Annotated in this window: 22 protein-coding genes, 2 tRNA genes and 1 other RNA gene; 12 read left to right on the top strand and 13 right to left on the bottom strand. The window is 69.5% G+C overall.

All coding sequences use genetic code 11. From position 1 onward, the window contains the following. Positions 1–64: 64 nt before the first annotated feature. A complete protein-coding gene (locus Q0568_RS12340; RefSeq protein WP_298866927.1) occupies positions 65–550 on the bottom strand; it encodes a DNA starvation/stationary phase protection protein in 486 nt (161 codons plus the stop codon). Positions 551–681: 131 nt separating this feature from the next. Between Q0568_RS12340 and Q0568_RS12335 the strand changes: the two genes are divergently transcribed. The 5 genes from Q0568_RS12335 (at position 682) to Q0568_RS12315 (ending at position 3,511) form a co-directional block, all read left to right on the top strand. Continuing rightward, complete coding sequence (locus Q0568_RS12335) at positions 682–1,233, top strand: gamma carbonic anhydrase family protein (RefSeq protein ID WP_298866924.1); 552 nt, start codon at positions 682–684, stop codon at positions 1,231–1,233. Next, complete coding sequence (locus tag Q0568_RS12330) at positions 1,230–1,859, top strand: TRIC cation channel family protein (protein ID WP_298866922.1); 630 nt, start codon at positions 1,230–1,232, stop codon at positions 1,857–1,859. The genes Q0568_RS12335 and Q0568_RS12330 overlap by 4 nt, the downstream gene beginning before the upstream one ends. A gap of 51 nt (positions 1,860–1,910) precedes the next feature. Next, a complete protein-coding gene (locus Q0568_RS12325) occupies positions 1,911–3,164 on the top strand; it encodes an amidohydrolase (RefSeq protein ID WP_298866920.1) in 1,254 nt (417 codons plus the stop codon). Positions 3,165–3,189: 25 nt separating this feature from the next. Beyond that, positions 3,190–3,263: transfer RNA gene (locus Q0568_RS12320), tRNA-Ile, on the top strand. Positions 3,264–3,295: 32 nt separating this feature from the next. Then, positions 3,296–3,511 (top strand): hypothetical protein, encoded by a 216-nt coding sequence (locus Q0568_RS12315; RefSeq protein WP_298866918.1) that lies wholly within the window; start codon positions 3,296–3,298, stop codon positions 3,509–3,511. On the opposite strand, the gene Q0568_RS12310 is transcribed toward Q0568_RS12315, so the two are convergent. Both Q0568_RS12310 and Q0568_RS12305 read right to left on the bottom strand, forming a co-directional pair. Beyond that, a complete protein-coding gene (locus Q0568_RS12310; RefSeq protein ID WP_298866916.1) occupies positions 3,512–4,768 on the bottom strand; it encodes an alpha/beta fold hydrolase in 1,257 nt (418 codons plus the stop codon). Continuing rightward, positions 4,768–6,765 (bottom strand): DUF262 domain-containing protein, encoded by a 1,998-nt coding sequence (locus Q0568_RS12305; protein ID WP_298866915.1) that lies wholly within the window; start codon positions 6,763–6,765, stop codon positions 4,768–4,770. The genes Q0568_RS12310 and Q0568_RS12305 overlap by 1 nt, the downstream gene beginning before the upstream one ends. A gap of 172 nt (positions 6,766–6,937) precedes the next feature. Between Q0568_RS12305 and Q0568_RS12300 the strand changes: the two genes are divergently transcribed. Further along, positions 6,938–7,711, top strand: coding sequence for a hypothetical protein (locus tag Q0568_RS12300; RefSeq protein WP_298866914.1), 774 nt, complete (start codon positions 6,938–6,940; stop codon positions 7,709–7,711). 196 nt (positions 7,712–7,907) lie between these two features. Continuing rightward, the gene (locus Q0568_RS12295) at positions 7,908–8,411 is read left to right on the top strand and encodes a DUF3145 domain-containing protein (RefSeq protein ID WP_298866912.1); all 504 of its coding nucleotides are present in this window, start codon (positions 7,908–7,910) and stop codon (positions 8,409–8,411) included. A 150-nt stretch (positions 8,412–8,561) separates the two neighbouring features. Here Q0568_RS12295 and Q0568_RS12290 read toward each other — a convergent pair whose 3' ends face one another. From Q0568_RS12290 to aceE, 6 genes are all read right to left on the bottom strand, one after another. Beyond that, the gene (locus Q0568_RS12290; RefSeq protein ID WP_298866910.1) at positions 8,562–9,797 is read right to left on the bottom strand and encodes a beta-ketoacyl synthase; all 1,236 of its coding nucleotides are present in this window, start codon (positions 9,795–9,797) and stop codon (positions 8,562–8,564) included. A 78-nt stretch (positions 9,798–9,875) separates the two neighbouring features. After that, entirely contained in the window at positions 9,876–10,124 is a 249-nt protein-coding gene (locus Q0568_RS12285; RefSeq protein WP_298866908.1) for an acyl carrier protein, read from the bottom strand. Between the two features lie 63 nt (positions 10,125–10,187). Further along, positions 10,188–11,186 carry a beta-ketoacyl-ACP synthase III gene (locus Q0568_RS12280; protein ID WP_298866906.1) on the bottom strand — a complete coding sequence of 333 codons (999 nt, stop codon included), beginning with the start codon at positions 11,184–11,186 and terminating at the stop codon, positions 10,188–10,190. Continuing rightward, positions 11,183–12,103, bottom strand: a complete 921-nt coding sequence (locus tag Q0568_RS12275; RefSeq protein ID WP_298866904.1) for an ACP S-malonyltransferase — start codon at positions 12,101–12,103, stop codon at positions 11,183–11,185. Before Q0568_RS12275 ends, Q0568_RS12280 begins: the two co-directional genes overlap by 4 nt. 109 nt (positions 12,104–12,212) lie before the next feature. Next, positions 12,213–13,406, bottom strand: coding sequence for a CdaR family transcriptional regulator (locus tag Q0568_RS12270; RefSeq protein WP_298867284.1), 1,194 nt, complete (start codon positions 13,404–13,406; stop codon positions 12,213–12,215). Positions 13,407–13,434: 28 nt separating this feature from the next. Then, positions 13,435–16,161: a pyruvate dehydrogenase (acetyl-transferring), homodimeric type gene (gene aceE, locus Q0568_RS12265; RefSeq protein ID WP_298866902.1), complete on the bottom strand. Its 2,727-nt coding sequence runs from the start codon at positions 16,159–16,161 to the stop codon at positions 13,435–13,437. Positions 16,162–16,327: 166 nt separating this feature from the next. On the opposite strand from aceE, the gene Q0568_RS12260 reads away from it, so the two are divergent. Further along, positions 16,328–16,403 (top strand) — tRNA-Val (locus Q0568_RS12260). 17 nt (positions 16,404–16,420) lie between these two features. Here Q0568_RS12260 and Q0568_RS12255 read toward each other — a convergent pair. The 3 genes from Q0568_RS12255 to Q0568_RS12245 all read right to left on the bottom strand — a co-directional run bounded on the left by Q0568_RS12255 (position 16,421) and on the right by Q0568_RS12245 (position 19,171). Continuing rightward, positions 16,421–17,194, bottom strand: a complete 774-nt coding sequence (locus Q0568_RS12255) for a sulfite exporter TauE/SafE family protein (RefSeq protein ID WP_298866901.1) — start codon at positions 17,192–17,194, stop codon at positions 16,421–16,423. Then, positions 17,195–18,268: an acyltransferase gene (locus Q0568_RS12250; RefSeq protein WP_298866900.1), complete on the bottom strand. Its 1,074-nt coding sequence runs from the start codon at positions 18,266–18,268 to the stop codon at positions 17,195–17,197. Positions 18,269–18,331: 63 nt separating this feature from the next. Continuing rightward, on the bottom strand, positions 18,332–19,171 hold the full coding sequence (locus Q0568_RS12245; protein WP_298866898.1) for an aldo/keto reductase: 840 nt from the start codon (positions 19,169–19,171) through the stop codon (positions 18,332–18,334). 159 nt (positions 19,172–19,330) lie between these two features. On the opposite strand from Q0568_RS12245, the gene Q0568_RS12240 reads away from it, so the two are divergent. The 3 genes from Q0568_RS12240 to rnpB all read left to right on the top strand — a co-directional run bounded on the left by Q0568_RS12240 (position 19,331) and on the right by rnpB (position 22,192). After that, positions 19,331–20,065 carry a C4-type zinc ribbon domain-containing protein gene (locus Q0568_RS12240; RefSeq protein WP_298866896.1) on the top strand — a complete coding sequence of 245 codons (735 nt, stop codon included), beginning with the start codon at positions 19,331–19,333 and terminating at the stop codon, positions 20,063–20,065. Between the two features lie 19 nt (positions 20,066–20,084). Further along, the gene (locus tag Q0568_RS12235; RefSeq protein WP_298866894.1) at positions 20,085–21,809 is read left to right on the top strand and encodes a bifunctional 3'-5' exonuclease/DNA polymerase; all 1,725 of its coding nucleotides are present in this window, start codon (positions 20,085–20,087) and stop codon (positions 21,807–21,809) included. Positions 21,810–21,836: 27 nt separating this feature from the next. Beyond that, an RNA gene (rnpB, locus tag Q0568_RS12230) (RNase P RNA component class A) lies at positions 21,837–22,192 on the top strand. 66 nt (positions 22,193–22,258) lie between these two features. Here the strand turns inward: rnpB and ppgK are convergent. Continuing rightward, entirely contained in the window at positions 22,259–23,005 is a 747-nt protein-coding gene (gene ppgK / locus Q0568_RS12225; RefSeq protein ID WP_298866892.1) for a polyphosphate--glucose phosphotransferase, read from the bottom strand. A 40-nt stretch (positions 23,006–23,045) separates the two neighbouring features. Between ppgK and Q0568_RS12220 the strand changes: the two genes are divergently transcribed. Next, complete coding sequence (locus Q0568_RS12220; RefSeq protein ID WP_298866890.1) at positions 23,046–23,297, top strand: SPOR domain-containing protein; 252 nt, start codon at positions 23,046–23,048, stop codon at positions 23,295–23,297. Position 23,298 lies beyond the last annotated feature (1 nt).

The following is a 23,298-nucleotide window of genomic DNA, read 5'->3' as shown; positions in this document are numbered from 1 at the left end:
ACAGCCGAGAGGCCCAGCAACCCGGTTCACCGGGGCGCTGAGCCTCTCGAGGAATCGTGCGCCGTCAGGCGGCGATGTGCGAGACGAGGAACCAGCGGTCCTTCTCGAGGCCGCGCTGGATCTCGATGGCCACGTCCTGGCTGGTGAGGTCGACGGCATCCAGTCCATCGACGGCGGCCTTGACATCGGCGATGATGGCGTCCAGATCGGAGATCACCGCGCGCACCAGCTCGTCGGACTGCGCGAAACCGGCGGGGACGGCCGTCGCTGCGATCTTCTCGGCGACGGTGCCGACGCGCGAGTCGATCGGCAGGCCCAGGGCGACGATGCGCTCCGCGGCGCTGTCGGCGAAGTCCGCCGCGTGCGCGACGATGGTGTCCAGCAGCTCGTGGACGCCCACGAAGTTGGCGCCGCGCACGTGCCAGTGCGCCTGCTTCCCATTGACGGTGAGCGCCTCAAGACCCAGGACGACGGGGGACAGGAACTGGGCGGCTGCCGCGGCGACGGTGGGGTCGACGGCGGTGGTGGTGACGGTCTGTGCCTTGCTCATGGAATCCTCCGGAAGCGTGTGAAACGGTCTTACTGTCCTCAACGCTACCCAGCGCTCAGCATTCCGCAACCAAGCCAAGGCAACGCTCACCTGGCCGATCCGACCGCGGTTTCCGCGGTAGTCTCGCCGTCATGAGCATCGCTGCGACAGCATCCGTGATCGTCCTGAAAGGGCGGGAGCCCGCGATCGACGATGACGCGTTCGTCGCCGACGGTGCGCGCATCGTCGGCGCCGTCGCGCTGGGACCGCGCTCGAGCGTCTGGTACAACGCGGTGCTCCGCGGCGACTCCGTGCCGATCGTCGTGGGCGCCGACTCCAACGTGCAGGACAACGCGTCGGTGCACGTCGACGCCGAGCACGGCGTGCAGATCGGCGAGCGCGTGTCCATCGGCCACAACGCCGTCGTGCACGGCTGCACCATCGGCGACGGCTCGCTGATCGGCATGGGAGCCGTGGTGCTCTCCGGCGCGGTCATCGGAAGCGGATGCCTGGTGGCCGGCGGCGCCGTGGTGCTGGGCGGCACCGTGGTGCCCGACGGTTCGCTGGTGGCCGGCGTCCCCGCGAAGGTGCGCCGCGCGCTCAGCGACGAGGAGAGAGCGGGACTCGTCCACAACGCCGAGATCTACCTCGGCCACATCGTCACGCACCGTGGCGGCCGGCCGGGAGCCGGTGCACGCGGATGACCTGGGCAGCCGTGGCGCTGGACCTGCTCGGCACGTTCTTCTTCGCGATCTCGGGCAGCATGCTCGCCGTGCAGCGCGGTTACGACATCGTGGGCTCGCTGCTGCTGGGTTCGCTCACGGGCCTCGGCGGCGGAGTGATCCGAGACCTGGTCATCGGCGTGCGTCCGGTGGCCTTCGAGGACCCGCTCAAGATCGTGCCCCCGATCGCGGCGGCGGCCCTGGTGTTCTTCCTCAGAAGCACCGTGCAGCGGCATTCGCGCCCGCTGCTCATGTTCGACGCGGCCGGCCTCGCCGTCTTCTGCACCACGGGCACGGTGACGGCGCTGCGGGCGGGGATGAACCCGATCGCGGCGATCCTGCTGGGAGTGACCACGGGCGTGGGCGGCGGCCTGCTGCGCGACGTCGTGGCCAATCGGGACCCCCAGCTGTTCACGCCGACCGACCTGTACGCGGTGCCGGCCTTCCTCGGTGCGATCCTCATCGCGGTGCTGTGGCTGCTGGGCTGGTACAACGCGGTCACGCTGTATGCGGCGGCGGCCGTCGTGTTCGTGTTCCGGATGCTGTCGCTGCGATTCCACTGGCACATCCCGCACGCCCAGGGTCGGTGGTCGCAGCCGACGCCATAGGCGTATCGTGGCGACCGTGCGCCCCTCCGGACGCAGAAGAGGGGGTCGCTCATGTCGGACTTCGCACGTCTTCTGTCGCAGTACGGCGCCATCCGCGCCGAGCAGGAGGAGCTCTACCGGGATCTGCATCAGCATCCCGAGCTGTCGCACCAGGAGACCCGCACGGCGGCGAAGGCCGCGGACCTGCTGGAGTCGTGGGGCTTCCGCGTGGAGCGCGGGGTCGGAGGCACGGGCGTCGTGGGCGTGCTCACCAGCGGCGAAGGGCCGACGGTGCTGATGCGGGCGGACATGGACGCGCTGCCGGTGCGGGAGGCGACCGGCGCACCGTACGCGAGCACGGCGGAGGCGACGGATGCCGACGGGGTGACGGTTCCCGTCACCCATGCGTGCGGCCATGATGTGCACGTCGCATGCCTGCTGGGCGCCGCCCAGCTGCTGGCATCCGATCTCGACGCGTGGCACGGTACGGCGATCGTGCTGTTCCAGCCGGCCGAGGAGACCGGCGATGGCGCCAGGGCGATGATGGAGGATGGACTGCTCGCACGCATCCCGAAGCCGGACGTGGCGCTGGCGCAGCATGTCCTTCCCGGGCTGGCAGGTCACGTGGGGACCCGGATCGGTGCGGTGCTCTCGGCGGCCGACAGCATCCGTGTCAGGGTCTTCGGTCGCGGCGGGCACGGATCGATGCCGCAGAACACCGTCGATCCCGTCGTGCTGGCGGCGATGATCGTCGTGCGCCTGCAGACGGTGATCGCGCGGGAGATCGCGCCGACCGAGCCCGCCGTCCTGACCGTCGGGTCGATCCGGGCCGGCTCGAAGAGCAACATCATCCCCGATGACGCCGTGCTCGAACTCAACATCCGCACGTACAGCGATGCCACACGGCAGCACACCCTGGACGCCGTGGACCGCATCGTGCGTGCGGAGTGCGCCGCTGGCGCGTCGCCCCGCGAACCCGAGATCGAGCTGTACGACAGCTTCCCGCTGACCTCCAACGACGAGGCGGTGACCTCGCGCGTCGCCGACGCGTTCGCGGCGCATTTCGGGGAGCGCGCGGGGCAGCTGGAGCTGCAGACGGCGAGCGAGGACTTCAGCGACATCCCGCGCAGCGCGGGGGTGCCGTACACGTACTGGCGGATCGCGGGTACGGATCCGGACTCGTGGGAGGCGGCTGTGAAGTCGGGGACCGTGACGTCCGACATCCCCGCGAATCACTCGCCGCTGTTCCTTCCGGTGATCCAGCCGACGCTGCAGACCGGGACGGAGGCGCTGCTCGTCGCGGCAGGGGCGTGGCTCGCCGCCTGATCGCACCGCTAGGCTGGTGCTCTACGGGGCGGTGGCCAAGCTGGTGAAGGCAGTGGGCTCATAACCCAACGATCGCGGGTTCAAGTCCCGCCCGCCCCACTTCGGATTCCGTGACCGACGTACCATCGAGTGTGATCGATCTCGTTCCCGGCATGCGCGTGGTGGTGCGCTATCTGATCCACTCCGGCCAGGCGACGGATGCCCTGGGCATGCTGCTGTCTGCCGACGAGCACACGCTGACCGTCGACGGCAAGCACGGTGTGGTCACCATCGATCGCACCGCGATCGTCGCCGCGAAGCAGGTGCCGCCGGCGCCCGTCCGCCGGGCGCCGCGGCAACAGCCGTGATCAGCGCACGCGCCGCCCGTGTGCGAGGTCGACGAGGTGCTCCAGCACGTCTCCCGCGCGCAGGCCGTTGTGCTCGTGCTCGCTGGTCACGTAGGGGCTGACGCCCGGCAGGAGAGCGGCGGTCTCGAGCGAGAACTCCAGCGGCACGTACACGTCGTTCACGTACACGGCGGCAGCGCCGCGAGCATCGGATGCCCGCAGCGCGTCGGCGTCGTAGATCCTCGGCCACTCGTGCTCGGCCAGCTTCAGCGTCACGTCGCGCCACGGCCGGAACGCCGGCACGGTCTCGGTCCACTCGCTGTGCACGTGCTCGCCGGTGAACAGCGAGGTGTCCTCGGCGAAGTCGGCCGGCTGCACCCGCTGGGCGGACCAGCGCGTGGCATGCCCGGAGGCGTAGCTGGACTCGTGGAACACGAAGTACAGCGGGTTGCGGCCGTCGAACGGCATGGCCGCGGCCAGGTCGTAGCGGAAGGCGTTGGAGCCAGGGTCCTGCTCCAGCAGCGACCACACGGTCGTCCAGCCGTCGTCGGTGCCCAGCGCCGAGCCGATGGAGCGCATGCGCGAGGGGGAGACGACCTCGCCGTCGGGCAGCACGATCGAGCCGGCGGCTGCCAGATCCACCAGGCGCCGCATGCGGTCGCGATGCTCGGGGAAGCGGCGGTAATAGCGCTCCGAGGCGCTGCGCATCTTGTCGTAGCACAGCGCGTACACCTCGTCGGGGGAGCGATCCACGGTGCTCAGCCCGCCGGTGAAGTACACGCGGTCCAGCGAGGCGGCATCCGTCGTCAGATAGGCCAGCGTCGTGAAGCCGCCGAACGACTGGCCCAGCACGTTCCAGGACTCGGCGCCCAGGTGCTGCCGCAGCGCCTCGGCATCCCGCACGATCGAGTCGGCTCGCAGGTGCATGAGGTGCTCGGCGACGGCATCCGCACCCTGCTCGAGGATCGCGTCGTTCACGGCTGTGGAGCGGCCCGTGCCGCGCTGGTCGAGCATGACCACGCGGTGCTCCTTGAGCGCCGCCTCCAGCCACCACGCCGGCGATGCCGGGCGCTGGAACGCCCGCGGTGCCTCATGCCCGGGGCCGCCCTGCAGGAACAGCAGGTACGGCAGATCCTCGCCTCCTTCGCGGCTCACCACGGCGGCGAACACGTCGATGGTGCGGGTGTCGGCGTCGTCGCCCCACACGAGGGGGAGCGTCAGCGTGTGCTCCTCGACGGTCAGGCCCTGCATGCGTCGGATCGTGGTCGTCGTGGTCATCACATCACATTCCCGATGTAGGAGTACTTGACGAACACCTCCGAGGCGATGCCGGACTCCTCCAGCACCCCCTGCAGCGCGGTCATCATGTAGTTGGAATCCCACCCCATGTAGAGGTGGACGCCCTCGGCGAGGGTGTCCCAGTGGCCCTTCCAGGCCATGGAGGTGTAGAGCGGCCCGCCGTGGCGCGCGCTGTAGGCGAGCGCGGCGGACCTGTCATCGGTCCAGGCGCGGCGGAAGACGCGGTTGAACAGCGCCTTGACGTCCTTGACCTCCCAGTGCTCGCCGCGGTACTCGCAGTAGTCGAACTCGCGATCCCAGCCCGCCGGCCAGCCGCGGCGGCGCACGGCGTCCAGCACCGGCGTCAGTCCGTCGTCGTCGATCTCGCCGACCTCGGGACGCGCCCAGATGCGCACCAGCTCTGCGGACAGCCGCACGGTGCGCGCGGAGATGGCCGCGGTGCCCCAGGATGCGGCCTCCGCGAGCTCCCGCGTGGCCGCGACCGCGCTGCGGGCGTACGCCTGGTCGCGCTTCTCGGGGAAGGACGCCCCGAACACGCGCAGCGTCAGCGACTCCTCCAGCAGCGTGAGGTTGCCCAGCGTCGGCGACAGGGCTCGGTGACTGTTCTGCTCGTCCTCGCTGTACTCGTTCCACGGCCGGACGCCGTCGCCGCTCCAGGTCGTCGCCGGCACCGGAGGCACGATGCTCTCCACATCGAAGTCGGTGGTGTCGTCCACGCCCTCGATGCGCCCCAGCACGTACGCGGGGTGGGGGAGCTCGCCGTACTTCAGCACGGCGCTCACCCGTTCATCGGACGGGGTGATCCGGGCGATGGCGCGCATCAGCCTGTCGCGCCCCTGCGCGCGGGCGCGGCACAGCCGTGCGATGAGCCGATCGGTGGGAAGTCCCACGATGGCGCGGCGCAGGAACAGCGCCTGCACCCACTCCAGCACCTCGCCGAGCTCCTCGCGGCTGATCACTCCACGACGATGGTCGCCGTACGCGCCCATCACGAGCGGGTAGCTCGCGCGTCCGAAGGTGTTCACCTGCTCCAGCTGAAGCCGGATGCCGGGATCGGGCTCCCGCGAGGGGTCGAGCAGGATGCCGTAGAGCTCGGCGTACTCGCGCCAGGTCCCGGCGTCGGAGTGGAGGGCTTCGACGTCCAGTCGCGGGAACGAGCCGCGGAAGGCCGCGTACACCCCGTGCTCGCCGGAGGCGTCGATCTCGCGTCCGGTGAGCATGACCAGGTAGTGCCGCCAGAACGCGCCGATGGTCTCGCCGGTGTGCTGCTCGATGGGCAGCCAGTAGTCCTCCTCGACGTCGAGCTGCTCGGCGTGCGAGAGACCCATCAGGATGTAGTTGTGGATGAGCTCGTGATCGCGCAGCGGCTGCCCGGTGGAGTTCAGGCTCTCGAAGATCTGCTGCGCGTTGGCGGCCGAGCCCAGGGTGATGGAGACGTGCTCGAGCCGCTGCAGGCCCTCCCAGATCAGGTGCACCTCGTCAGGGTGCACCTGACTGCGGAAGAATGCGTAGTTGTCGTCGAAGCGCGACTCCCGTTCGGCGTCCTCACGCCGGTCCAGCACGACCGACTCATACAGGTCGGCCCAGGCGTGGTGCGGGCGCAGCTTGGTGCGCGACGCGTCGTCGGCGCGCACCAGCACGCTCTCCAGCTCGGCGGCCAGCTGCGCGTCACTCTCGCGGATCATGTGGTGCAGGGCCGCGATGAGCAGCATCACGGTGGTGATGCGCTGCTGCCCGTCGATGAGCACGAGGTCGCCGCCGTCGGCATCCGCGGCCGACAGAATGGAGCCGATGAAGTGCCGATGCTGGCCGGTCCCGCCGGCCACGGTGCGGACATCTGCGAGCAGCTTCTCGCAGGCACCGATGTCCCAGCGGTACTGCCGCTGATACACCGGGACGACGATGTTCGTGCTCGGCGCCGCCAGCCATTCGATGGTTCCCGTCGCCGTCGCCTCGACGTTCGTCGCCCTTGCCATCACTGCGTGAATCCTCCGATCGGCGGGGCAGCCGACCGCTGCCGGATCGAGTCTAGTCTTCGCCGATTTTCTCCGGCCGGCCTCTGGGAATCGCCCAGGACGCCGGGATAGGCTTGCCTAAGTAGGGCCTGTTAAAACGTGCTGGCCCGCTACGAAAGGACATGACTCGATCATGGGATACATCAAGTCCGCAGCCCTCGAGGAGAAGGGGTTCGTCGTGCTCGACAGCTACGACCAGTCCCAGGACCCCAAGGAATGGCTCGACATCGAGTACAACGACTGGAAGTCCTCCGGTGACACCCGGTTCGCCCCGCTGGCGAGCGCCAAGGGCGACATCGAGTGCAACGGCTTCTGGAACCACAAGCCGCCGCGCACCGACAAGGACGGCGTCTGGATCGACTCGCAGGTGGCCAAGGCCCCGAACCTGACGCGCCGCGCCCAGGAGCCCGGTGCCAACGTCGGCCGCTGCCGTGTGATCGAGCTGCAGCCCACCCCGTACGGCGACTGCCTGTACAACCTGCACCAGGACGACAACAACCGGCTGAACCCGGACGGCACCGGCTGGGTCGTGCGCGGGTTCTTCAACCTCACCGACGACAAGGACAGCTTCTTCGTCCTGCGCGAGAACCGCACCGATCCCGCGGGTGAGGTGCGCATCGCACTGCCGGCCGGCGCGCAGCTGATCATCGACACCCAGCGCCTCTGGCACGCCACCACGCACAACGGCACCGAGCCGCGCTACAACCTCATCACCTCGTGGACGTCGGGCCCCGAGCTGGACGCCTACATCGAGAAGTACCACGGCACCGACCAGCACACCCAGTTCGAGGTGCCGCAGGACGTGCTCGAGCACGGCTACGCCGAGCAGGCGCGAAAGGATGCCGCTCGCGCGGCGTACTACGCGGCCAAGGGCCAGCAGGCCAAGCTCGCCATGAGCGAGGCCTGACCAGCCCTTCGACAGGCACAGGGACCCCGTCCCGCAGCGGTGGCCCCGGTCCTCGGACCGGGGCCACCGCTGCATCCGGAATCACATGCTTGTGATTCCGCGGGATCTGGGCGATAATCGCCGTACAACCGCATAGTTCGCCACATTCTTCGGATCAGGTCGTTGGGGAAGACGCACCTGAAGAAACGGAGAGATCATGGCGACGGGATACGCACGCGGGGTGGTGTTCATCCACTCCGCACCACGCGCGCTCTGCCCGCACCTCGAATGGGCGGTAGGACGCGCTATCGGTCGCGCCGTGAACTTCGACTGGAGCGATCAGCCGGTGCAGCCCGGCACGCGACGTGCGGAGTTCTACTGGGACGGGCCGGTGGGCACCGGCTCGGCTCTGGCGACGGCCATCCGCGGCTGGGAGCACCTGCGCTTCGAGGTCTCCGAGGACCCGACGGCAGGCAACGACGGCGGGCGCTGGATGCACACACCGGACCTCGGCATCCATTACGCCCAGACCGACAGCGCGGGGAACGTCGTCATCGGCGAGGATCGCATCCGGTATGCGATGGAGATCGCCGAGGGCAGCATGACCGAGCTGCGGCGTGAGCTCGACGTGGCTCTGGGAGTCGCGTGGGACGAGGAGCTGGAGCCGTTCCGCCACGCCGGCGATGACGCGCGCGTGGTCTGGCTGCACAAGGTCGGGTAGCCCTTTCGACAGGCTCCCGGCCCACAAGTTTGCGGGAGAGGCGCGAGTAACGGCATCCGGTGACCAGCTCCCGGAACCCGAGAAAGCGAATCTCCCGCAGAAGGACAGAAGCCCCCTGCGGGGAAGCAGGGGGCTTCGTCGTGCCTGTGGTCAGGCGTTCCGGAACGCGACGACGGCGTTGTGACCGCCGAAGCCGAACGAGTTGCTGATGCCCAGCAGGTCGCCTTCGCCCAGAGGCTGGGCCTCGACCGAGAGCTTGAACGGGACGGCCGGGTCGGGCTCGGTCATGTTGATCGTCGGGGGAGCGACGCGGTCGCGCAGCGCCAGCACCGTGTACACGGCCTCCAGCGCGCCGGTGCCGCCCAGCAGGTGGCCGGTGGACGCCTTGGTGGCCGAGACGGGGATGTCGTCGATCCGGCTGCCGAACACGCGCTTGAGCGCCTCGTACTCGTTGGGGTCGCCGACCGGTGTGGAGGTGGCGTGCGCATTGATGTGCGACACCTCGTCGGGGCTCGCGCCGGCCTGTGCGAGCGCGGCCTCGACGGCGCGCGCCGCACCGGCGCCGGTGGGGTCGTTGCCGGTGATGTGGTACGAATCGGCGGTCACGCCGCCGCCCACCAGGTAGGCGTAGATCTTGGCGCCGCGGGCCTTGGCGTGCTCCTCGGTCTCGAGGACCAGCGCCGCGCCGCCCTCGCCCATGACGAAGCCGTCGCGATCGATCGCGCCGGGGCGGGATGCCGTGGCCGGGTCGTCGTTGCGGCGGGAGAGCGCCTGTGCCGAGGCGAAGGACGCCATGGTGATCGGGTGGATAGCGGACTCCGCGCCACCGGCGATGACCACGTCGGCCAGGCCGTCCTGCAGGTGCTCGTAGGCGTTGGCGATGGACTCCGTGCTGGAGGCGCACGCGCTCACGACCGTGCGCGCGAAGGCGCGGGCGTTGAAGTGCAGCGACAGGTTGCCCGCACCGGCGTTCGGCATGAGCATGGGCACCGTCAGCGGCATGACGCGACGCGGGCCCTTCTCGCGCAGGGTGTCCCAGGCATCCAGCAGGGTCCACACCCCGCCGATGCCGGTGGCCCAGTCGATGCCGAGGCGCTCGGGCTCGACCTCGGGGGATCCGGCATCCGCCCACGCCTCGCGAGCGGCGATCAGCGCGAACTGGGTGGAGGGGTCGAGGCGCTTGGCCTCGTGACGCGCCAGCACCTCCTCGGGGCGGACGATGGCCTCGGCGGCGAAGTGCACGGGGATCTGGTACTTCTCGACCCATTCGTGCGTCAGCGTGCGTGTGCCGGACATTCCGGCGAGCAGGTTCGTCCAGTTCTCGGGGGCCGTGCCGCCCAGAGCCGACGTGGCACCGATGCCGGTGACGACGATGCGCTTGGTCATTGAGGGTCCTTCGTGGGGAGGTGGTTCAGGGAAGGAGGATGCCACGCCCCGCGGTCCGCAGGGGTGGCATCCGCGGGGTCACTCCTGGCCGGCGACGATGAAGTTGACGGCATCCGCGACGGTCTTGAGGTTCTTGACCTCGTCGTCGGGGATGGTGACGCCGAACTTCTCCTCGGCGTTGACGACGATCGTCATCATCGAGATCGAGTCGATGTCGAGGTCGTCGGTGAACGACTTCTCCATCAGGACCTCGGATGCGTCGATGCCGGTCTCGTCGGTGACCAGTTCTGCAAGGCCTGCGAGGACCTCGTCGGTGCTGAGAGCCATGGTTATTCCTCTTTCTGGAGTGGTTTCTGAACCGGTGAACAGTCTAGGGATGCGGCGCTCCGATCAGGGGAGCACGACCACCTGCGCGCCGAAGACGAGCCCCGCGCCGAAGCCGATCTGCAGTGCGAGCCCGCCGCTGAGCTCGGGGTGCTCCTCGAGCAGGCGGTGGGTGGCCAGCGGGATCGACGCCGCCGACGTGTTACCGGTGGTCTCGATGTCGCGGGCGATCACGGTGCTCTCGGGCAGCCCCAGCTGCTTGGCGAACTCGTCGATGATGCGCATGTTGGCCTGGTGGGGGATGAAGGCGTTCAGATCGGATGCCTGGATGCCGGCGCGGTCGAGCGCTTCACGCGCGACCTTCGCCATGTCCCAGACAGCCCAGCGGAACACCCGCGGACCCTCCTGGCGCAGCGTGGGCCACGGGGACTTGCCGTCGCGGAACTCGGTGAGGGTGTGGTTCATGCCCACCAGGTCGGCCTTGGAGCCGTCCGAGCCCCACACGGTTGCCGAGATGCCCGGAGCGTCGCTCGGGCCGATGACCACGGCGCCCGCGCCGTCGCCCAGCAGGAACGAGATGGAGCGGTCGGCGGGGTCGACGATGTCGGACAGCTTCTCGGCGCCGACGACCACCGCGTAGTGCGCGGCGCCCGCGCGGATGAGCGCGTCGGCCTGCGCGACCGCGTACGCGTAGCCCGCGCAGGCGGCGTTGATGTCGTAGGCGGCTGCGGGATTCGCGCCGATCCTGTCCGCGACGATGGCGGACACCGAAGGGGTCTGCTTGGGGTTGCTGATGGTGGCGACGATGACCAGGTCGATCTCGGCCGGGTCGACACCCGAGCGCTGCACGGCCTCGGCTGCGGCTGCGGAGGACAGGTCGATGGCGTCCGTCTCCGGCACGGCGCGCGCCCGGGTGACGATGCCGGTGCGCTGGCGGATCCACTCGTCGCTGGAGTCGATCGGACCGATCAGGTCGTCGTTCGGCACCGCGTTCTCGCCGCGCGACGCGCCGACGGAGTAGATGCGCGTGTACTGCGCGCCGGTGGCCTGCTTGAGCGTGGTCATGCTGCTGCTCCGTTCAGCAGCTCCACCGCTGCGTCGAGATCATCGGGGGTCTTCACCGCGACATTCGGGATGCCGCGCATGCCGCGCTTGGCCAGGCCCACCAGGGCGCCCGCGGGGGCGACCTCGATGAACCCGGTGATGCCGGCGGCCAGGAACGAGTCCATGCACAGGTCCCAGCGGACCGGCGAGGACACCTGCGTGACGATGCGGTCCAGGGCGTCCTGCCCGGATGTCACGACGGCGCCGTCGCGATTCGACCACAGTGTGATGGCGGGGTCGTGATGCTCGACCTCTGCGATCGCCGTGCGCAGCGTCTCGACGGCAGGTGCCATGTACGAGGTGTGGAAGGCGCCGGCGACCTGCAGGGGGACGATGCGGACTCCGCGGGGGGCGCTCTCGGCCAGCTTCGCGAGGTTCTCCAGGGTGCCGGCGGCGACGATCTGGCCGGCCACGTTGTAGTTGGCCGGAGTCAGGTCCAGCTCGGCCAGCAGCGCGAGCACGGCATCCGCGTCTCCGCCCAGCACGGCGCTCATGCCGGTGGGGGTCTGCGCCGCGGCATCCGCCATCGCGCGACCGCGGATGCCGACCAGCCGCATGGCGTCCTCGGCGCTGATGACGCCCGCGGTGCCGAGGGCTGCCAACTCGCCCACGGAGTGCCCGGCCAGCCCGTCGGCGGTGCGCCCTGCCCGCGCGGTGAGCTGCTGGGCGGCGATCATCGACGCCGCGACGATCAGTGGCTGCGCGACACGCGTGTCGCGGATGGTGTCGGCGTCGGATTCGGTGCCGTGCGCGATCAGGTCGACCTCAGCGGCCTCGGAGTAGGAGGCCAGTCGGTCGGCGACGCCGTCCAGCTCCAGCCAGGGTGCGAGGAATCCGGGAGTCTGGGAGCCCTGTCCTGGGCAGGCGACGACGATCACCCATCCATTCTGCCAACGTTCTCCCGATCGCGGTGGATGGTTCATCACAAGAATCCCGGATTCACTTGTGCGTGGCGCACAGAACGAACCGGAGAAGGGCAGCAGCAGCTCAGCGGCGACGGGGGAGCGGGCGACGTCGGGCGGGTTCGACGGTGCCGATCGAGCCCAGGATGAGGGCGGTCTGCAGGATCAGGGCCTCCCGCGGGCCGGTGGCGTCCCAGCCGATGACCTCGCTGACCCGCTTGAGGCGGTACCGCACCGTGTTGGGGTGCACGAACAGCTCGCGTGCCGTGGCCTCCAGCGACCGCCCGTTGTCGAGGTAGCTCCACAGCGTGGTCACGAGGTCGGGGGAGTGCGCCTGCAGCGGACGGTAGATCCGCTCGATGAGCGTCTGCTTGGCCAGCGAATCCCCGGCCAGTGCGCGCTCGGGAAGAAGGTCATCGGCCTCGACGGGGCGCGGGGCGCCGCGCCAGGCGCGAGCCACCGCGAAGCCCGCGAGGGCGGCACGGGCGCTCTGGCCGGCATCCACCAGTGCGGCGACGGGCGGTCCGACCACGACGTACCCGGGACCGAACGACGGCTCCAGGCGCTGCGCGATCTCGGCGAACGGCAGCTCCTCGCCCTCGGCCGGCTCCTTGCCTGCGGTGTGCGACCGGCCGACCACGAGCACCAGCCGTGAGCCCTGCACGCCGATGAGCACATCCACCGACAGTCGACGGGCGGTGCGGCGCACGAGGTCGACGTCGAACTGCGGGGGCGTGGTGCCGACCACCACGCACACCTCGCCATGTCCATGCCAGCCCAGGGCCGCGATGCGGCTGGGAAGCTCCTCGTCGGCCTCGCCGGTGAGGATGGAGTCCACCACGAGGGCCTCGAGGCGGGCATCCCACAGTCCACGGGCCTCCGCCGCGCGCGCGTAGACGTCAGCCGAGGCGAACGCGACATCGCGCGAGTACAGCAGGATGGCCTCGCGCAGGTCATCGCCGCGGCCGGCGACGCGCTCCTCGGTCACCGCGACCGTCACGCGGATCAGCTGCAGCGTCTGCTGCAGGCTCACGCTGCGCAGCAGCTCGCGCGGAGCGGCGGCGAAGATGTCCGCCGCGATCCACGGTGTCGACGACGGATCGTCGTACCACTGGATGAACGAGGTGATGCCGGCCTGCGCCACCAGCCCGACGGCGGACCGTCGGGCCGGTGGCATGTCGGCGTACCACGGGAGGGTGTCCTCGAGCCGCTTGATCGTCACCGTGGCGATGTCGCCGGAGATCCGGCGCAGCCAGGCGAGGGTCGCGGCCTTGTCCATGGCCGGCTTGGAGGAACCGGTCACAGGCTCAGCTCTCGCCGCCTGCGTTCCCGCTCGCACCCGCGTTCACGTCGTGCAGCGAGTACTTGCGGATGGCCTCGCCGACCACCGAGCGCTCGACCTTGCCCTCGTCGGCCAACGCCTGCAGGGCGCGGACCGCGATGGACGGGCCGTCGATCTTGAAGAAGCGACGGGCCGCGGCACGGGTGTCCGAGAATCCGAAGCCGTCGGTGCCGAGCGTGTAGTACGGGTTCGGCACCCACTGGCGGATCTGGTCCTGCACGGCGTGCATGAAGTCGCTGACGGCGACCACGGGGCCCTCGACGCCCTGCAGCTTCTGGGTGAGGTACGCGGTCTGCGGCTCCTCGTCGGGGTGCAGGAAGTTGTGCTCATCGGCGGCCAGGCCGTCGGTGCGCAGCTCGCCCCACGAGGTGACCGACCACACGTCGGCGCTCACGTTCCAGTCCTTGCGCAGCAGCTCCTGAGCCTCGAGCGCCCATGGCATGCCGACGCCCGATGCGAACAGCTGGGTCTTGTGACCCTCGCCCTCATCGACCGAGACGCGGTGGATGCCCTTGATGATGCCCTCCACATCGACGTTCTCCGGCTCGGCCGGCTGAACCATCGGCTCGTTGTAGACCGTGATGTAGTACATGACGTCGGGGTGCGGGTGGTTGCCGCCGTACATGCGCTCCAGGCCGGACTGCATGATGTGCGCGATCTCGTAGCCGTAGGCGGGGTCGTACGAGACGGTGCCCGGGTTGGTCGACGCCAGCAGCGGCGAGTGGCCGTCGGCGTGCTGCAGGCCCTCACCGGTCAGCGTGGTGCGACCGGCTGTGGCGCCGATCACGAAGCCGCGCGCCATCTGGTCGCCGGCAGCCCACAGGGCGTCACCCGTGCGCTGGTAGCCGAACATCGAGTAGAAGATGTAGATCGGGATCAGCGGCTCGCCCTGCGTGGAGTACGAGGTCGCTGCGGCGGTGAACGCCGCCACGGCGCCGGCCTCGTTGATGCCCACGTGCACGATCTGCCCCTGCGGGCTCTCCTTGTACGCCAGCAGCAGCTCGCGGTCGACGGAGGTGTAGTGCTGCCCGTTCGGGTTGTAGATCTTCGCCGTCGGGAAGTAGGCGTCGATGCCGAACGTGCGGGCCTCGTCGGGGATGATCGGGACGATGCGCTCACCGAAGTTCTTCGAGCGCAGCAGGTCGCGCATCATGCGGACCAGCACCTGGGTCGTGGCGACCTCCTGCGTGCCGGATCCCTTCTTGGGCAGCGCGTAGGTCTTGTCCTCGGGAAGCGTGATCTCGGTGTGCTTGGTGCGGCGCTCCGGGATGAACCCGCCCAGGGCGCGGCGGCGCTCCAGCATGTACTGGATCGTCTCGTCGTTCTCACCCGGGTGGTAGTACGGCGGCAGGTACGGGTTTGCCTCGAGCTGCGCATCCGTGATCGGGATCTGCATGGTGTCGCGGAAGGTCTTCAGGTTCTCCAGCGTCATCTTCTTCATCTGGTGGGTCGCGTTGCGGCCCTCGAAGTGCGGACCCAGGCCGTAGCCCTTGACGGTCTTGGCGAGGATCACGGTGGGCTGGCCCTTGTGCTCCAGCGCCGCCTTGTAGGCCGCATACACCTTGCGGTAGTCGTGGCCGCCGCGGCGCAGCTGCCAGATCTGCTCGTCGGTGTAGTCCTTGACCAGGGCCGCGGCGCGCTCGTCCTTGCCGAAGAAGTGCTCGCGGATGTACGCACCGGACTCGGCCTTGTACGTCTGGTAGTCGCCGTCGGGCGTGGTGTTCATGATGTTCAGCAGCGCGCCCTCGGTGTCGCGGGCGAGCAGATCGTCCCACTCGCGACCCCAGATGACCTTGATGACGTTCCAGCCCGCACCGCGGAAGAACGACTCCAGCTCCTGGATGATCTTGCCGTTGCCGCGGACGGGACCGTCCAGGCGCTGCAGGTTGCAGTTGATCACGAAGGTGAGGTTGTCCAGACCCTCGTTCGCGGCGACCTGCAGCTGGCCGCGGCTCTCGACCTCGTCCATCTCGCCGTCGCCGAGAAACGCCCAGACGTGCTGGTCGCTGGTGTCCTTGATGCCGCGGTTGGCGAGGTACTTGTTGGACTGCGCCTGGTATATCGCGTTGATCGGGCCGATGCCCATCGACACGGTCGGGAACTGCCAGTAGTCCGGCATCGAGTGCGGATGCGGATACGAGGGCAGCGCGTGGCCGAGGTGGGACTTCTCCTGGCGGAAGCCGTCCATGTCGGCCTCGGTCAGGCGTCCCTCGAGGAACGAGCGGGCGTAGATGCCGGGGGAGGCGTGGCCCTGGATGAAGATCTGGTCCCCGCCGCCGGGTGCGTCCTGACCGCGGAAGAAGTGGTTGAAGCCGACCTCGTACAGCGAGGCCGCGCCCGCGTAGGTGGAGATGTGACCGCCGACGCCGATGCCGGGGCGCTGGGCGCGGTGCACGGTGATCGCGGCGTTCCAGCGGATCCAGTGCCGGTAGCGGCGCTCGATCTCCTCGTCGCCGCCGAAGGCCGGCTCGTTCTCCGGCGCGATGGTGTTGATGTAGTCCGTGGTGGGGACCATCGGCACGCCGAGGTGCAGATCCTTCGAGCGCTTCAGCAGGCTGAGCATGATCTCGCGACCACGGCCGTGGCCCTTCGCGTCGACCAGCTCGTCGAGCGACTGCTGCCACTCGCCGGTCTCCTCCGGATCGCTGTCGAGGGGGCCCTGGGAGTACGGATCCTGATCGTGAACAGTCACGTGGAGCCTTTCGTCTTACTGGCAGGTCTTGCCAAGGAAACGGGATGCGACGCGGGGGAGCCTTGTCGGCTCGGCACAACACGCGCTGTGCTCAGCCTATATCCGTTCGGGAGTCGGATGCCGCATTCGGAGCGGTCGGCGGCCGCCCGGTAGACTTGCGCGGCCAGGGCCTTTAGCTCAGCTGGTAGAGCGCCACGTTTACACCGTGGATGTCGTCGGTTCGATCCCGGCAGGGCCCACCATGCACCTGGCCGTGCGCCTATCCGATGAAGAGGATCACCGCCGCGGTGAGTGCCACGATGACGAGGATCGCACGCAGCACGGGCGCCGGAAGGCGGCGGCCGATCCGCGCGCCGATCAGCCCGCCGATCGCGGAGCCGATGCCGACGAGCACGGCGATGCGCCAATCGACGGTGCCGCTCGAGATGAAGATGATCGCGGAGACGACGTTGGCGGTGCCTGCCAGCACGTTCTTGGCGCCGTTCGCACGGTTCATGTCCGTCGACCACAGGATGCCGAGCAGCGCGAGCAGCACGACGCCCTGGGCGGCGCCGAAGTATCCTCCGTACACGCCGGTGGCCAGCACACCGAGGATCAGACCGAAGGCGACTGCCCTCGTGCTGTCGTCGGCCTGCTCGTGAGCGGCGGCATTGCGGCGGACGTACCTGGCCACGCGCGGCTGGACGGCGGCCATCACGGCGGCGATGACGAGCAGGAACGGGACGATGAACGAGAAGCTCGTCGCCGGCAGCGCGAGCAGCAGGATGCCGCCGATGATGCCGCCGACAGCCGAGAACGCCGCCATGACCGCGACGGCGCGCCACTGCCCGCGCAGTTCACGCCGGTAGCCGAAGGCTCCGGTGACCGAGGCCGGGACCAGGCCCACGGTGTTCGAGACGTTCCCGACGACGGGTGGGACGCCCAGCGCGAGCAGGGTCGGAAAGGTGATCAGCGTGCCCGCGCCCGCCACGACGTTGATGATCCCTGCCAGGATTCCCGCGCCCAGGATCGCGGCGTATTCGACGAGGCTCATTCAGGCCAGCGCGGCGTTCCTGGCCGGCCACATGCGCCGCGGCAGCTCGAAGAGCAGGCTCACCGGCATCCGCCTGCCCAGCAGGGCGAACACGGTGGCGACTCCCATCGTCACGATGAACACCACCACGAGCGCCGCGCTGGAGTTCGTGATGCCTGCCTTCAGCGCGAGCCATCCCAGCGCCGCGAAGACGGGGTAGTGGGACACGTAGTAGATCAGCGAGTACTGGCCCACGAAGCGCACCGGCGCCAGCCAGCGCACGTTGGGCGCGACGGCCGTCAGTCGCACCAGGATCATGATGCCCAGCAGCGCCGGCACCACCGACAGTGGCACGTACCACAGCGGATCCACCAGGCCCGAGAACAGCCCGAGGCCCAGCGGGATGACGGAGAGCACCGCGGCCCAGCGCACGCTGAGCAGCCGGGCGAACTGGTCCCAGTGCTTCTCTATGAACGCGCCCAGGAAGAAGAACGGCATCAGGTAGAAGAAGCGCTGCAGCAGCACGAGGTCGGGGGACACGATGAACATCAGCACGAACGGAACCCCGAACAGCACCCAGATCGGCACCCACTTCATCAGCAGCGCCAGGATGTAGTACGCGAAGATGAACTGCATGAACCACAGGTAGGTGTTCCAGAAGCCCCACTCCCAGGGCATGAACTCGCCCTTGCCCACCACGTACTGACCGGCGGCGTAGATGAAGGTCCACACCACGATCGGCCAGACGATGCGGCGCACCTTGCCCCACACGTACTTGCCCGTCGGCGCATGCAGGGAGCCGGCGACCAGCAGCCCGGACAGGAACATCAGCATCGGCATCCGGAACGGCGCGAAGAAGTTGCTGAGGAACTCGAAGAACGCGGGCACGTCGCCGACGCGAGCCGTCACGATCTCGGTGCTGTGCAGCAGGATCACGAGGATGATGGACGATCCGCGCAGCAGGTCCATCCATCCGATGCGCCGGTCGTGACGATCCAGAGCTCGGCTGATATCGGCGCCGTTCCCCGCCTTGCGGCGGGCGTCGGCGCGAGTGGCCGGCGCAGGGGACGCCGCGGGATCAGTGTGCTCAGACATCCGGGTCAGTATACGAGAGGCTCCCGAGCGGATCCGGCATTCCGGCGGCGCGGGCGGTGCGGCTCACATCTCCTCGTGCGTGGCGGGATCCGCGTCGAAGAGCCGGCCGTCGGGGCGTCCGAGCGCCGTGATGGCGTCGACCTCGGCGGCCTCCAGTGCGATGGATGCCGCCGCGAGGTTCGCGCTCTGGTGCTCCGCGGACGACGCCTTGGGAATCGACACCGTGCCGCGCGCGACATGCCAGGCGATCACCGTCTGCGCGGGGGTGATCCCGTGGGCGGCGGCGATCTCCACGATGACCGGCTCCTGCATGATATCCCTGGCACGGCCCAGCGGGCTCCACGCGATGGTGAGGATGCCCCGCTCGGCGTGCAGGCGCACCGCGTCGGTCTGCGGGAAGTACGGGTGCACTTCGATCTGGTTCGCGACGGGCCGGATGCCGGTCTCGCGCTCGATGCGGTCCAGGTGCTCGGGCAGGAAGTTCGACACGCCGATCTGCCGCACCGTGCCGCGCTCCTGCGCCTCGACGAGTGCCCGCCAGGCCTCGCCGTAGAGATCGACGCTCGGGTTCGGCCAGTGGATCAGGTGCAGGTCGGTGGCATCCAGCCCGAGACGGAACCGGCTCTCCTCGATGCTGGAGCGCGCCTTCTGCGCGGCGTGGTGCCGGCCGGGCAGCTTGGTGGTGACGATGATCTCCGAGCGGTCGACGCCGGAGGCTGCCACGCCCGCGCCGACTGAACCCTCGTTCTCATAATTGAACGCCGTGTCCACCAGCCGGTATCCACGGCGGATGCCCTCGGCGACGGCATCCGCCCCCGCCTGCCCGTACAGGCGGTAGGTGCCCAGCCCGACGGCAGGAAGGGCGAATCCGTTGTGCGCGGTGAACAGGGGCGTGGATGCCATGGGATCTCCTCGGATGCGACGTGCCGCCAGCCTACGCGCCGCCCGTCGCCGAAGTCGGTCGTTGCCAGTGGGTCCGCCGTCGTGCGGTGGGCCGCCACCCTCACGCCGCAACGGCCTCGCCCGTCGCCGAAGTCGGTGGTTGCCAGTAGATTTGAACGCGTGAAAGCCTCTCCCGAGAATCAGCGCTCCCTGATCGAGATCGCCGAGCTGGACCGTCGTCTCCAGCAGGCCGAGCGGGCCCGCACGCAGCCGGCCCAGGGCGCCCGCATCAACGAGCTCGCCGGATTGCGCAAGGAGCAGCTCGCCGAGCTGACCTCGCTGACCGGAGTGCTGGAGGGCGCGCAGGCGGAGCTGGGTCGACTGGAGTCCGACGTGACCCTGGCCGTGCAGCGGCGCGACCGCGACGGCGAGCGCCTCACGGCGACCGCCGACCCCAAGCAGGCGCAGGCGCTCGAGAACGAGATCTCCAGCCTCGGCCGGCGCATCTCGACGCTGGAGGACACCCAGCTCGAGGTCATGGGACGCGTGGAGGAGGCGCAGGCCGCCGTCGACGCGCAGCAGGCTCTCATCGACCTGACGCAGGCGGAGGGCGCCGACCTCACTCGCGCAGCCAAGGCCGCGATGGCCGACGCCGCCACCGAGAGCGAGCAGCTCACTCGTGACCGCGCGGCACTGGCGGGCACCGTGGCAGCCGATCTGCTGGCCGAGTTCGAGCGGCGCTCCGCACGGGGCGGGATCGGCGTGGGGCTGCTGCGTCGCGGCGTGTGCGAGGGCTGCCGGATGGTGCTCTCCGGAATCGACCTGACCGAGATCCGCAGAGCCGCACCCGACGATGTCGTCTCCTGCCCGGAGTGCGGGGCGATCCTGGTGCGCACGGAGGAATCCGGACTGTGACGCCGTGGGGCAGGATGCCGTGACGCAGCCCGCGACGTCGGCATCCTCGCCTCCGCACGCCGTCGTCGGCCGTGCGACGGACGGGCACGGCTGGATGCTGGCGGTGCTGGACGACGCGACGGCGCAGGCAGCGCCTGAGCGCGTCAGCGACGAGGAGCTCCCGCACCGCGTCCGCGAGCTGGAGGAGCGGCTGTCGCCACGCTGGACCCTGCGTACGCTGCGCACGTTCTACCCGCCGCTGCTGGCCGCCGGCGTCCGCCTGCGCCGCGCACACGACCTGGTGCTGTGCCATGCGATCCTGCGCGACACGGCATCGCTGGCTCGCCCCCTGCCTGCATCCGGACTGTGGCTGCGCACGGACGTCGTCGAGAGCGAGCCCGCCCAACCCGGGCTGTTCGAGGTGTCCGCATCGGTCGCGCTGCGCGGCGACACCTACGACGAGGTGCTGGCGCAGTGGCGCGCGCAGCGCGCGGCGCTGGAGAGGGCGCCGGATGCCCGTCTGGAGCTGCTGTGCGCGGCGGAGTCCACGGGGGCCCTGATCGCCGAGGAGATGACCGCCGCGGGGCTGCCATGGAGCACCGCCATCCACGAGCGCATCCTCGGGGAGACGCTCGGACCCAAGCCGCTGCGCGGGGCGCGCCCGGCGCGGATGGCGGCTCTGGCCGCACAGATCGCGCAGCATCTCGATGACCCCGACCTCAACCCCGACAGCCCGCCGCGGCTGCTGCGTGCGCTGCATCGCGTGGGCGTGTTCGTGCCCTCGACCTCGAAGTGGGAGCTCTCCGAGGTCGATCACCCGGTCGTGGAGCCGCTGCTGGAGTACAAGAAGCTGGCCCGGCTGTTCGCGGCCAACGGCTGGGCCTGGCTGGACGAGTGGGTGCACGGCGACAGGTTCCGCCCGATCTACCTCACCGGCGGCGTCGTGACGGGGCGCTGGGCGTCGTCAGGAGGCGGCGCACTGCAGATCCCGCGGCAGTTGCGCGCGGCCGTGCACGCCGACCCGGGCTGGCGCTTCGTCGACGCGGATGTGGCGCAGCTGGAGCCGCGCGTGCTGGCGGCGATGTCACAGGACCGGGCGATGGCCGCCGCGGCACAGGGCGCCGACCTGTACGAGGGAGTCGTGCGCTCCGGCGCGGTGGCCACCAGGCAGGAGGCCAAGTACGCGGTGCTCGGAGCCATGTACGGCGCGACGACGGGGGAGAGCGGACGACTGGCACCCCGGCTTCGCTCGGTGTTCCCGCGTGCGATGAGGGCCGTCGACGCCGCGGCGCGCACCGGTGAGGAGGGCGGCGTGGTCAGCACTCTGCTGGGCCGCAGCTCGCCTCGGCCGTCGGACGCCTGGCGCAGCGTGCAGTCCGATGCCGGCGGGCCGGATGCGGGAGGCGCCGACGAGTCCAGGGCGCGCAGCAGGGCCAGGGACCGCGGCAGGTTCACCCGCAACTTCGTGGTGCAGGGGACGGCTGCGGAGTGGGCGCTGCTGTGGATGGCGGAGATCCGGCATCGCCTGATGGGGCTGCCTCCGGCATCCGCTCCTGCTCCGGCATCCGGACCCGTCTTCGCGACGCGGGCGCACCTGGCGTTCTTCCTGCACGACGAGGTGATCGTGCACTGCCCGGCCGAGCAGGCGGAGGAGGTCGCGGCGATCGTGCGGGGCGCCGCGCGCGCCGCCACGGCGCGGCTGTTCCCCGGATTCGAGATCGACGTGCCACTGGATCTGCACATCAGCGACGACGCGGGCAAGTGAGCCGACCCCGTAGAATCGTAGGGCGAGCGGGTCGGCCGGACGGTCGCGTGGCGCGAGAGCGCACCGAGGAACGTCCGGGCTCCGCAGGGCAGGGCGGTGGGTAACACCCACCCGGAGAGATCCGCGAGACAGTGCCACAGAGAGCAGACCGCCCCTTCGGGGGTAAGGGTGAAAGGGTGGTGTAAGAGACCACCGGGGGACATGGTGACATGTCCCGCCAGGTAAACCTCGCCCGGAGCAAGACCAGACAGAGGATGATGACGCGGCCCGCCGAGTCCTCGGGTAGGTTGCTGGAACGGCACGGCAACGTGTCGTCGAGAGAGATGGCCGTCAAGGGAGCGCGAGCTCCTGAACAGAACCCGGCGTACAGGCCGGCCCGCTCGCCTCGAACACGAAGAAGGCCCCGATCGCCGATCGGGGCCTTCTGTCGTCTGCGTCGAACGCAGGGCTCAGTCGGATGCCAGGGATGCGGCGCCGATGATGCCGGAGTTGTTGCGGTGCACCGCGTTGATGATCGGGGTCTTCAGCTCCAGCAGCGGGATGAACTTCTCGGGGTTCTTGGAGACCCCGCCGCCGACCACGAACAGGTCGGGGCTGAACAGGAACTCCACCTGGCTGTAGAACTCCTGCAGGCGCGCCGCCCAGTCCTCCCATGAGAGGTTCTCGCGCTCCATCGCCGAGGACGCCGCCCACCGTTCGATGGACTCGCCCTTGCGGTCCAGGTGCCCGAGTTCGGTGTTCGGCACGAGCACGCCGTCGTACAGGAACGCGGAGCCGATGCCGGTGCCCAGCGTGGTGAGGATCGTGAGGCCCTCGACGTCCCGCGCCGCGCCGTGCCGAGCCTCGGCGACGCCGGCCGCATCCGCGTCGTTGACGAAGGTGATGTGCCGGCCCAGGCCGTCCTCGAAGAACTTCTCGGCCTCGAAGTCGACCCAATCCTTGGAGACGTTGGCGGCCGACAGCGTCCTGCCGCGCTTCACGATCGCGGGGAAGGCGACACCCAGGGGCAGATCCGAATCCGCGACGCCCAGCTTGTCCAGCACCTCGCGCACGGTCTCCAGCACGTCAGCGGGGTGCGCGCCCTTCGGCGTCGGGATGCGCACGCGATCCGAGTCGAGCGTGCCGTGCTCGAGGTTGACGATTCCTGCTTTGATGCCGGTGCCGCCGATGTCGACGCCGATTGCCTGCTGTGCCATGCCGAACAGCCTATCCAAACGCGGGTTCGCGATTAGGATCGTGACAGATCCCGACGAAGGAGCTGACATGGCCGACGGCGACGAGAAGTACTGGTACAACCTCAGCACGCACGAGGTGGAATTCGGCATGCTGTCGGCCGCGGTCGACCGGGTGGGCCCGTTCGACACCGCCGAAGAGGCGAAGAACGCCCCGGAGAAGCTGCGCGAGCGCTCGCGCGCCTGGGCGGAGGACGATGCCGCCGACGACGCCTGGGGGTCCTCGAGTCTGTCGGATGCCGGAGACGACGAATGAG

Origin of the sequence: uncultured Microbacterium sp., assembly GCF_937927635.1 — a bacterium.
Classification (GTDB): Bacteria; Actinomycetota; Actinomycetes; order Actinomycetales; family Microbacteriaceae; genus Microbacterium.
The sequence above is the reverse complement of the archived record's forward strand: the minus strand, read 5'-3'. Positions and strand labels throughout refer to the sequence as shown.

Bases quoted from the DNA above. Each gene is read 5' to 3' on its own strand.
- Q0568_RS12340 (WP_298866927.1), bottom strand. From the start codon at position 550: ATGAGCAAGGCACAGACCGTCACCACCACCGCCGTCGACCCCACCGTC.
- Q0568_RS12335 (WP_298866924.1), top strand. From the start codon at position 682: ATGAGCATCGCTGCGACAGCATCCGTGATCGTCCTGAAAGGGCGGGAG.
- Q0568_RS12330 (WP_298866922.1), top strand. From the start codon at position 1,230: ATGACCTGGGCAGCCGTGGCGCTGGACCTGCTCGGCACGTTCTTCTTC.
- Q0568_RS12325 (WP_298866920.1), top strand. From the start codon at position 1,911: ATGTCGGACTTCGCACGTCTTCTGTCGCAGTACGGCGCCATCCGCGCC.
- Q0568_RS12310 (WP_298866916.1), bottom strand. From the start codon at position 4,768: ATGACCACGACGACCACGATCCGACGCATGCAGGGCCTGACCGTCGAG.
- Q0568_RS12305 (WP_298866915.1), bottom strand. From the start codon at position 6,765: ATGGCAAGGGCGACGAACGTCGAGGCGACGGCGACGGGAACCATCGAA.
- Q0568_RS12300 (WP_298866914.1), top strand. From the start codon at position 6,938: ATGGGATACATCAAGTCCGCAGCCCTCGAGGAGAAGGGGTTCGTCGTG.
- Q0568_RS12295 (WP_298866912.1), top strand. From the start codon at position 7,908: ATGGCGACGGGATACGCACGCGGGGTGGTGTTCATCCACTCCGCACCA.
- Q0568_RS12290 (WP_298866910.1), bottom strand. From the start codon at position 9,797: ATGACCAAGCGCATCGTCGTCACCGGCATCGGTGCCACGTCGGCTCTG.
- Q0568_RS12285 (WP_298866908.1), bottom strand. From the start codon at position 10,124: ATGGCTCTCAGCACCGACGAGGTCCTCGCAGGCCTTGCAGAACTGGTC.
- Q0568_RS12280 (WP_298866906.1), bottom strand. From the start codon at position 11,186: ATGACCACGCTCAAGCAGGCCACCGGCGCGCAGTACACGCGCATCTAC.
- Q0568_RS12270 (WP_298867284.1), bottom strand. From the start codon at position 13,406: ATGGACAAGGCCGCGACCCTCGCCTGGCTGCGCCGGATCTCCGGCGAC.
- Q0568_RS12255 (WP_298866901.1), bottom strand. From the start codon at position 17,194: ATGAGCCTCGTCGAATACGCCGCGATCCTGGGCGCGGGAATCCTGGCA.
- Q0568_RS12250 (WP_298866900.1), bottom strand. From the start codon at position 18,268: ATGTCTGAGCACACTGATCCCGCGGCGTCCCCTGCGCCGGCCACTCGC.
- Q0568_RS12245 (WP_298866898.1), bottom strand. From the start codon at position 19,171: ATGGCATCCACGCCCCTGTTCACCGCGCACAACGGATTCGCCCTTCCT.
- ppgK (WP_298866892.1), bottom strand. From the start codon at position 23,005: ATGGCACAGCAGGCAATCGGCGTCGACATCGGCGGCACCGGCATCAAA.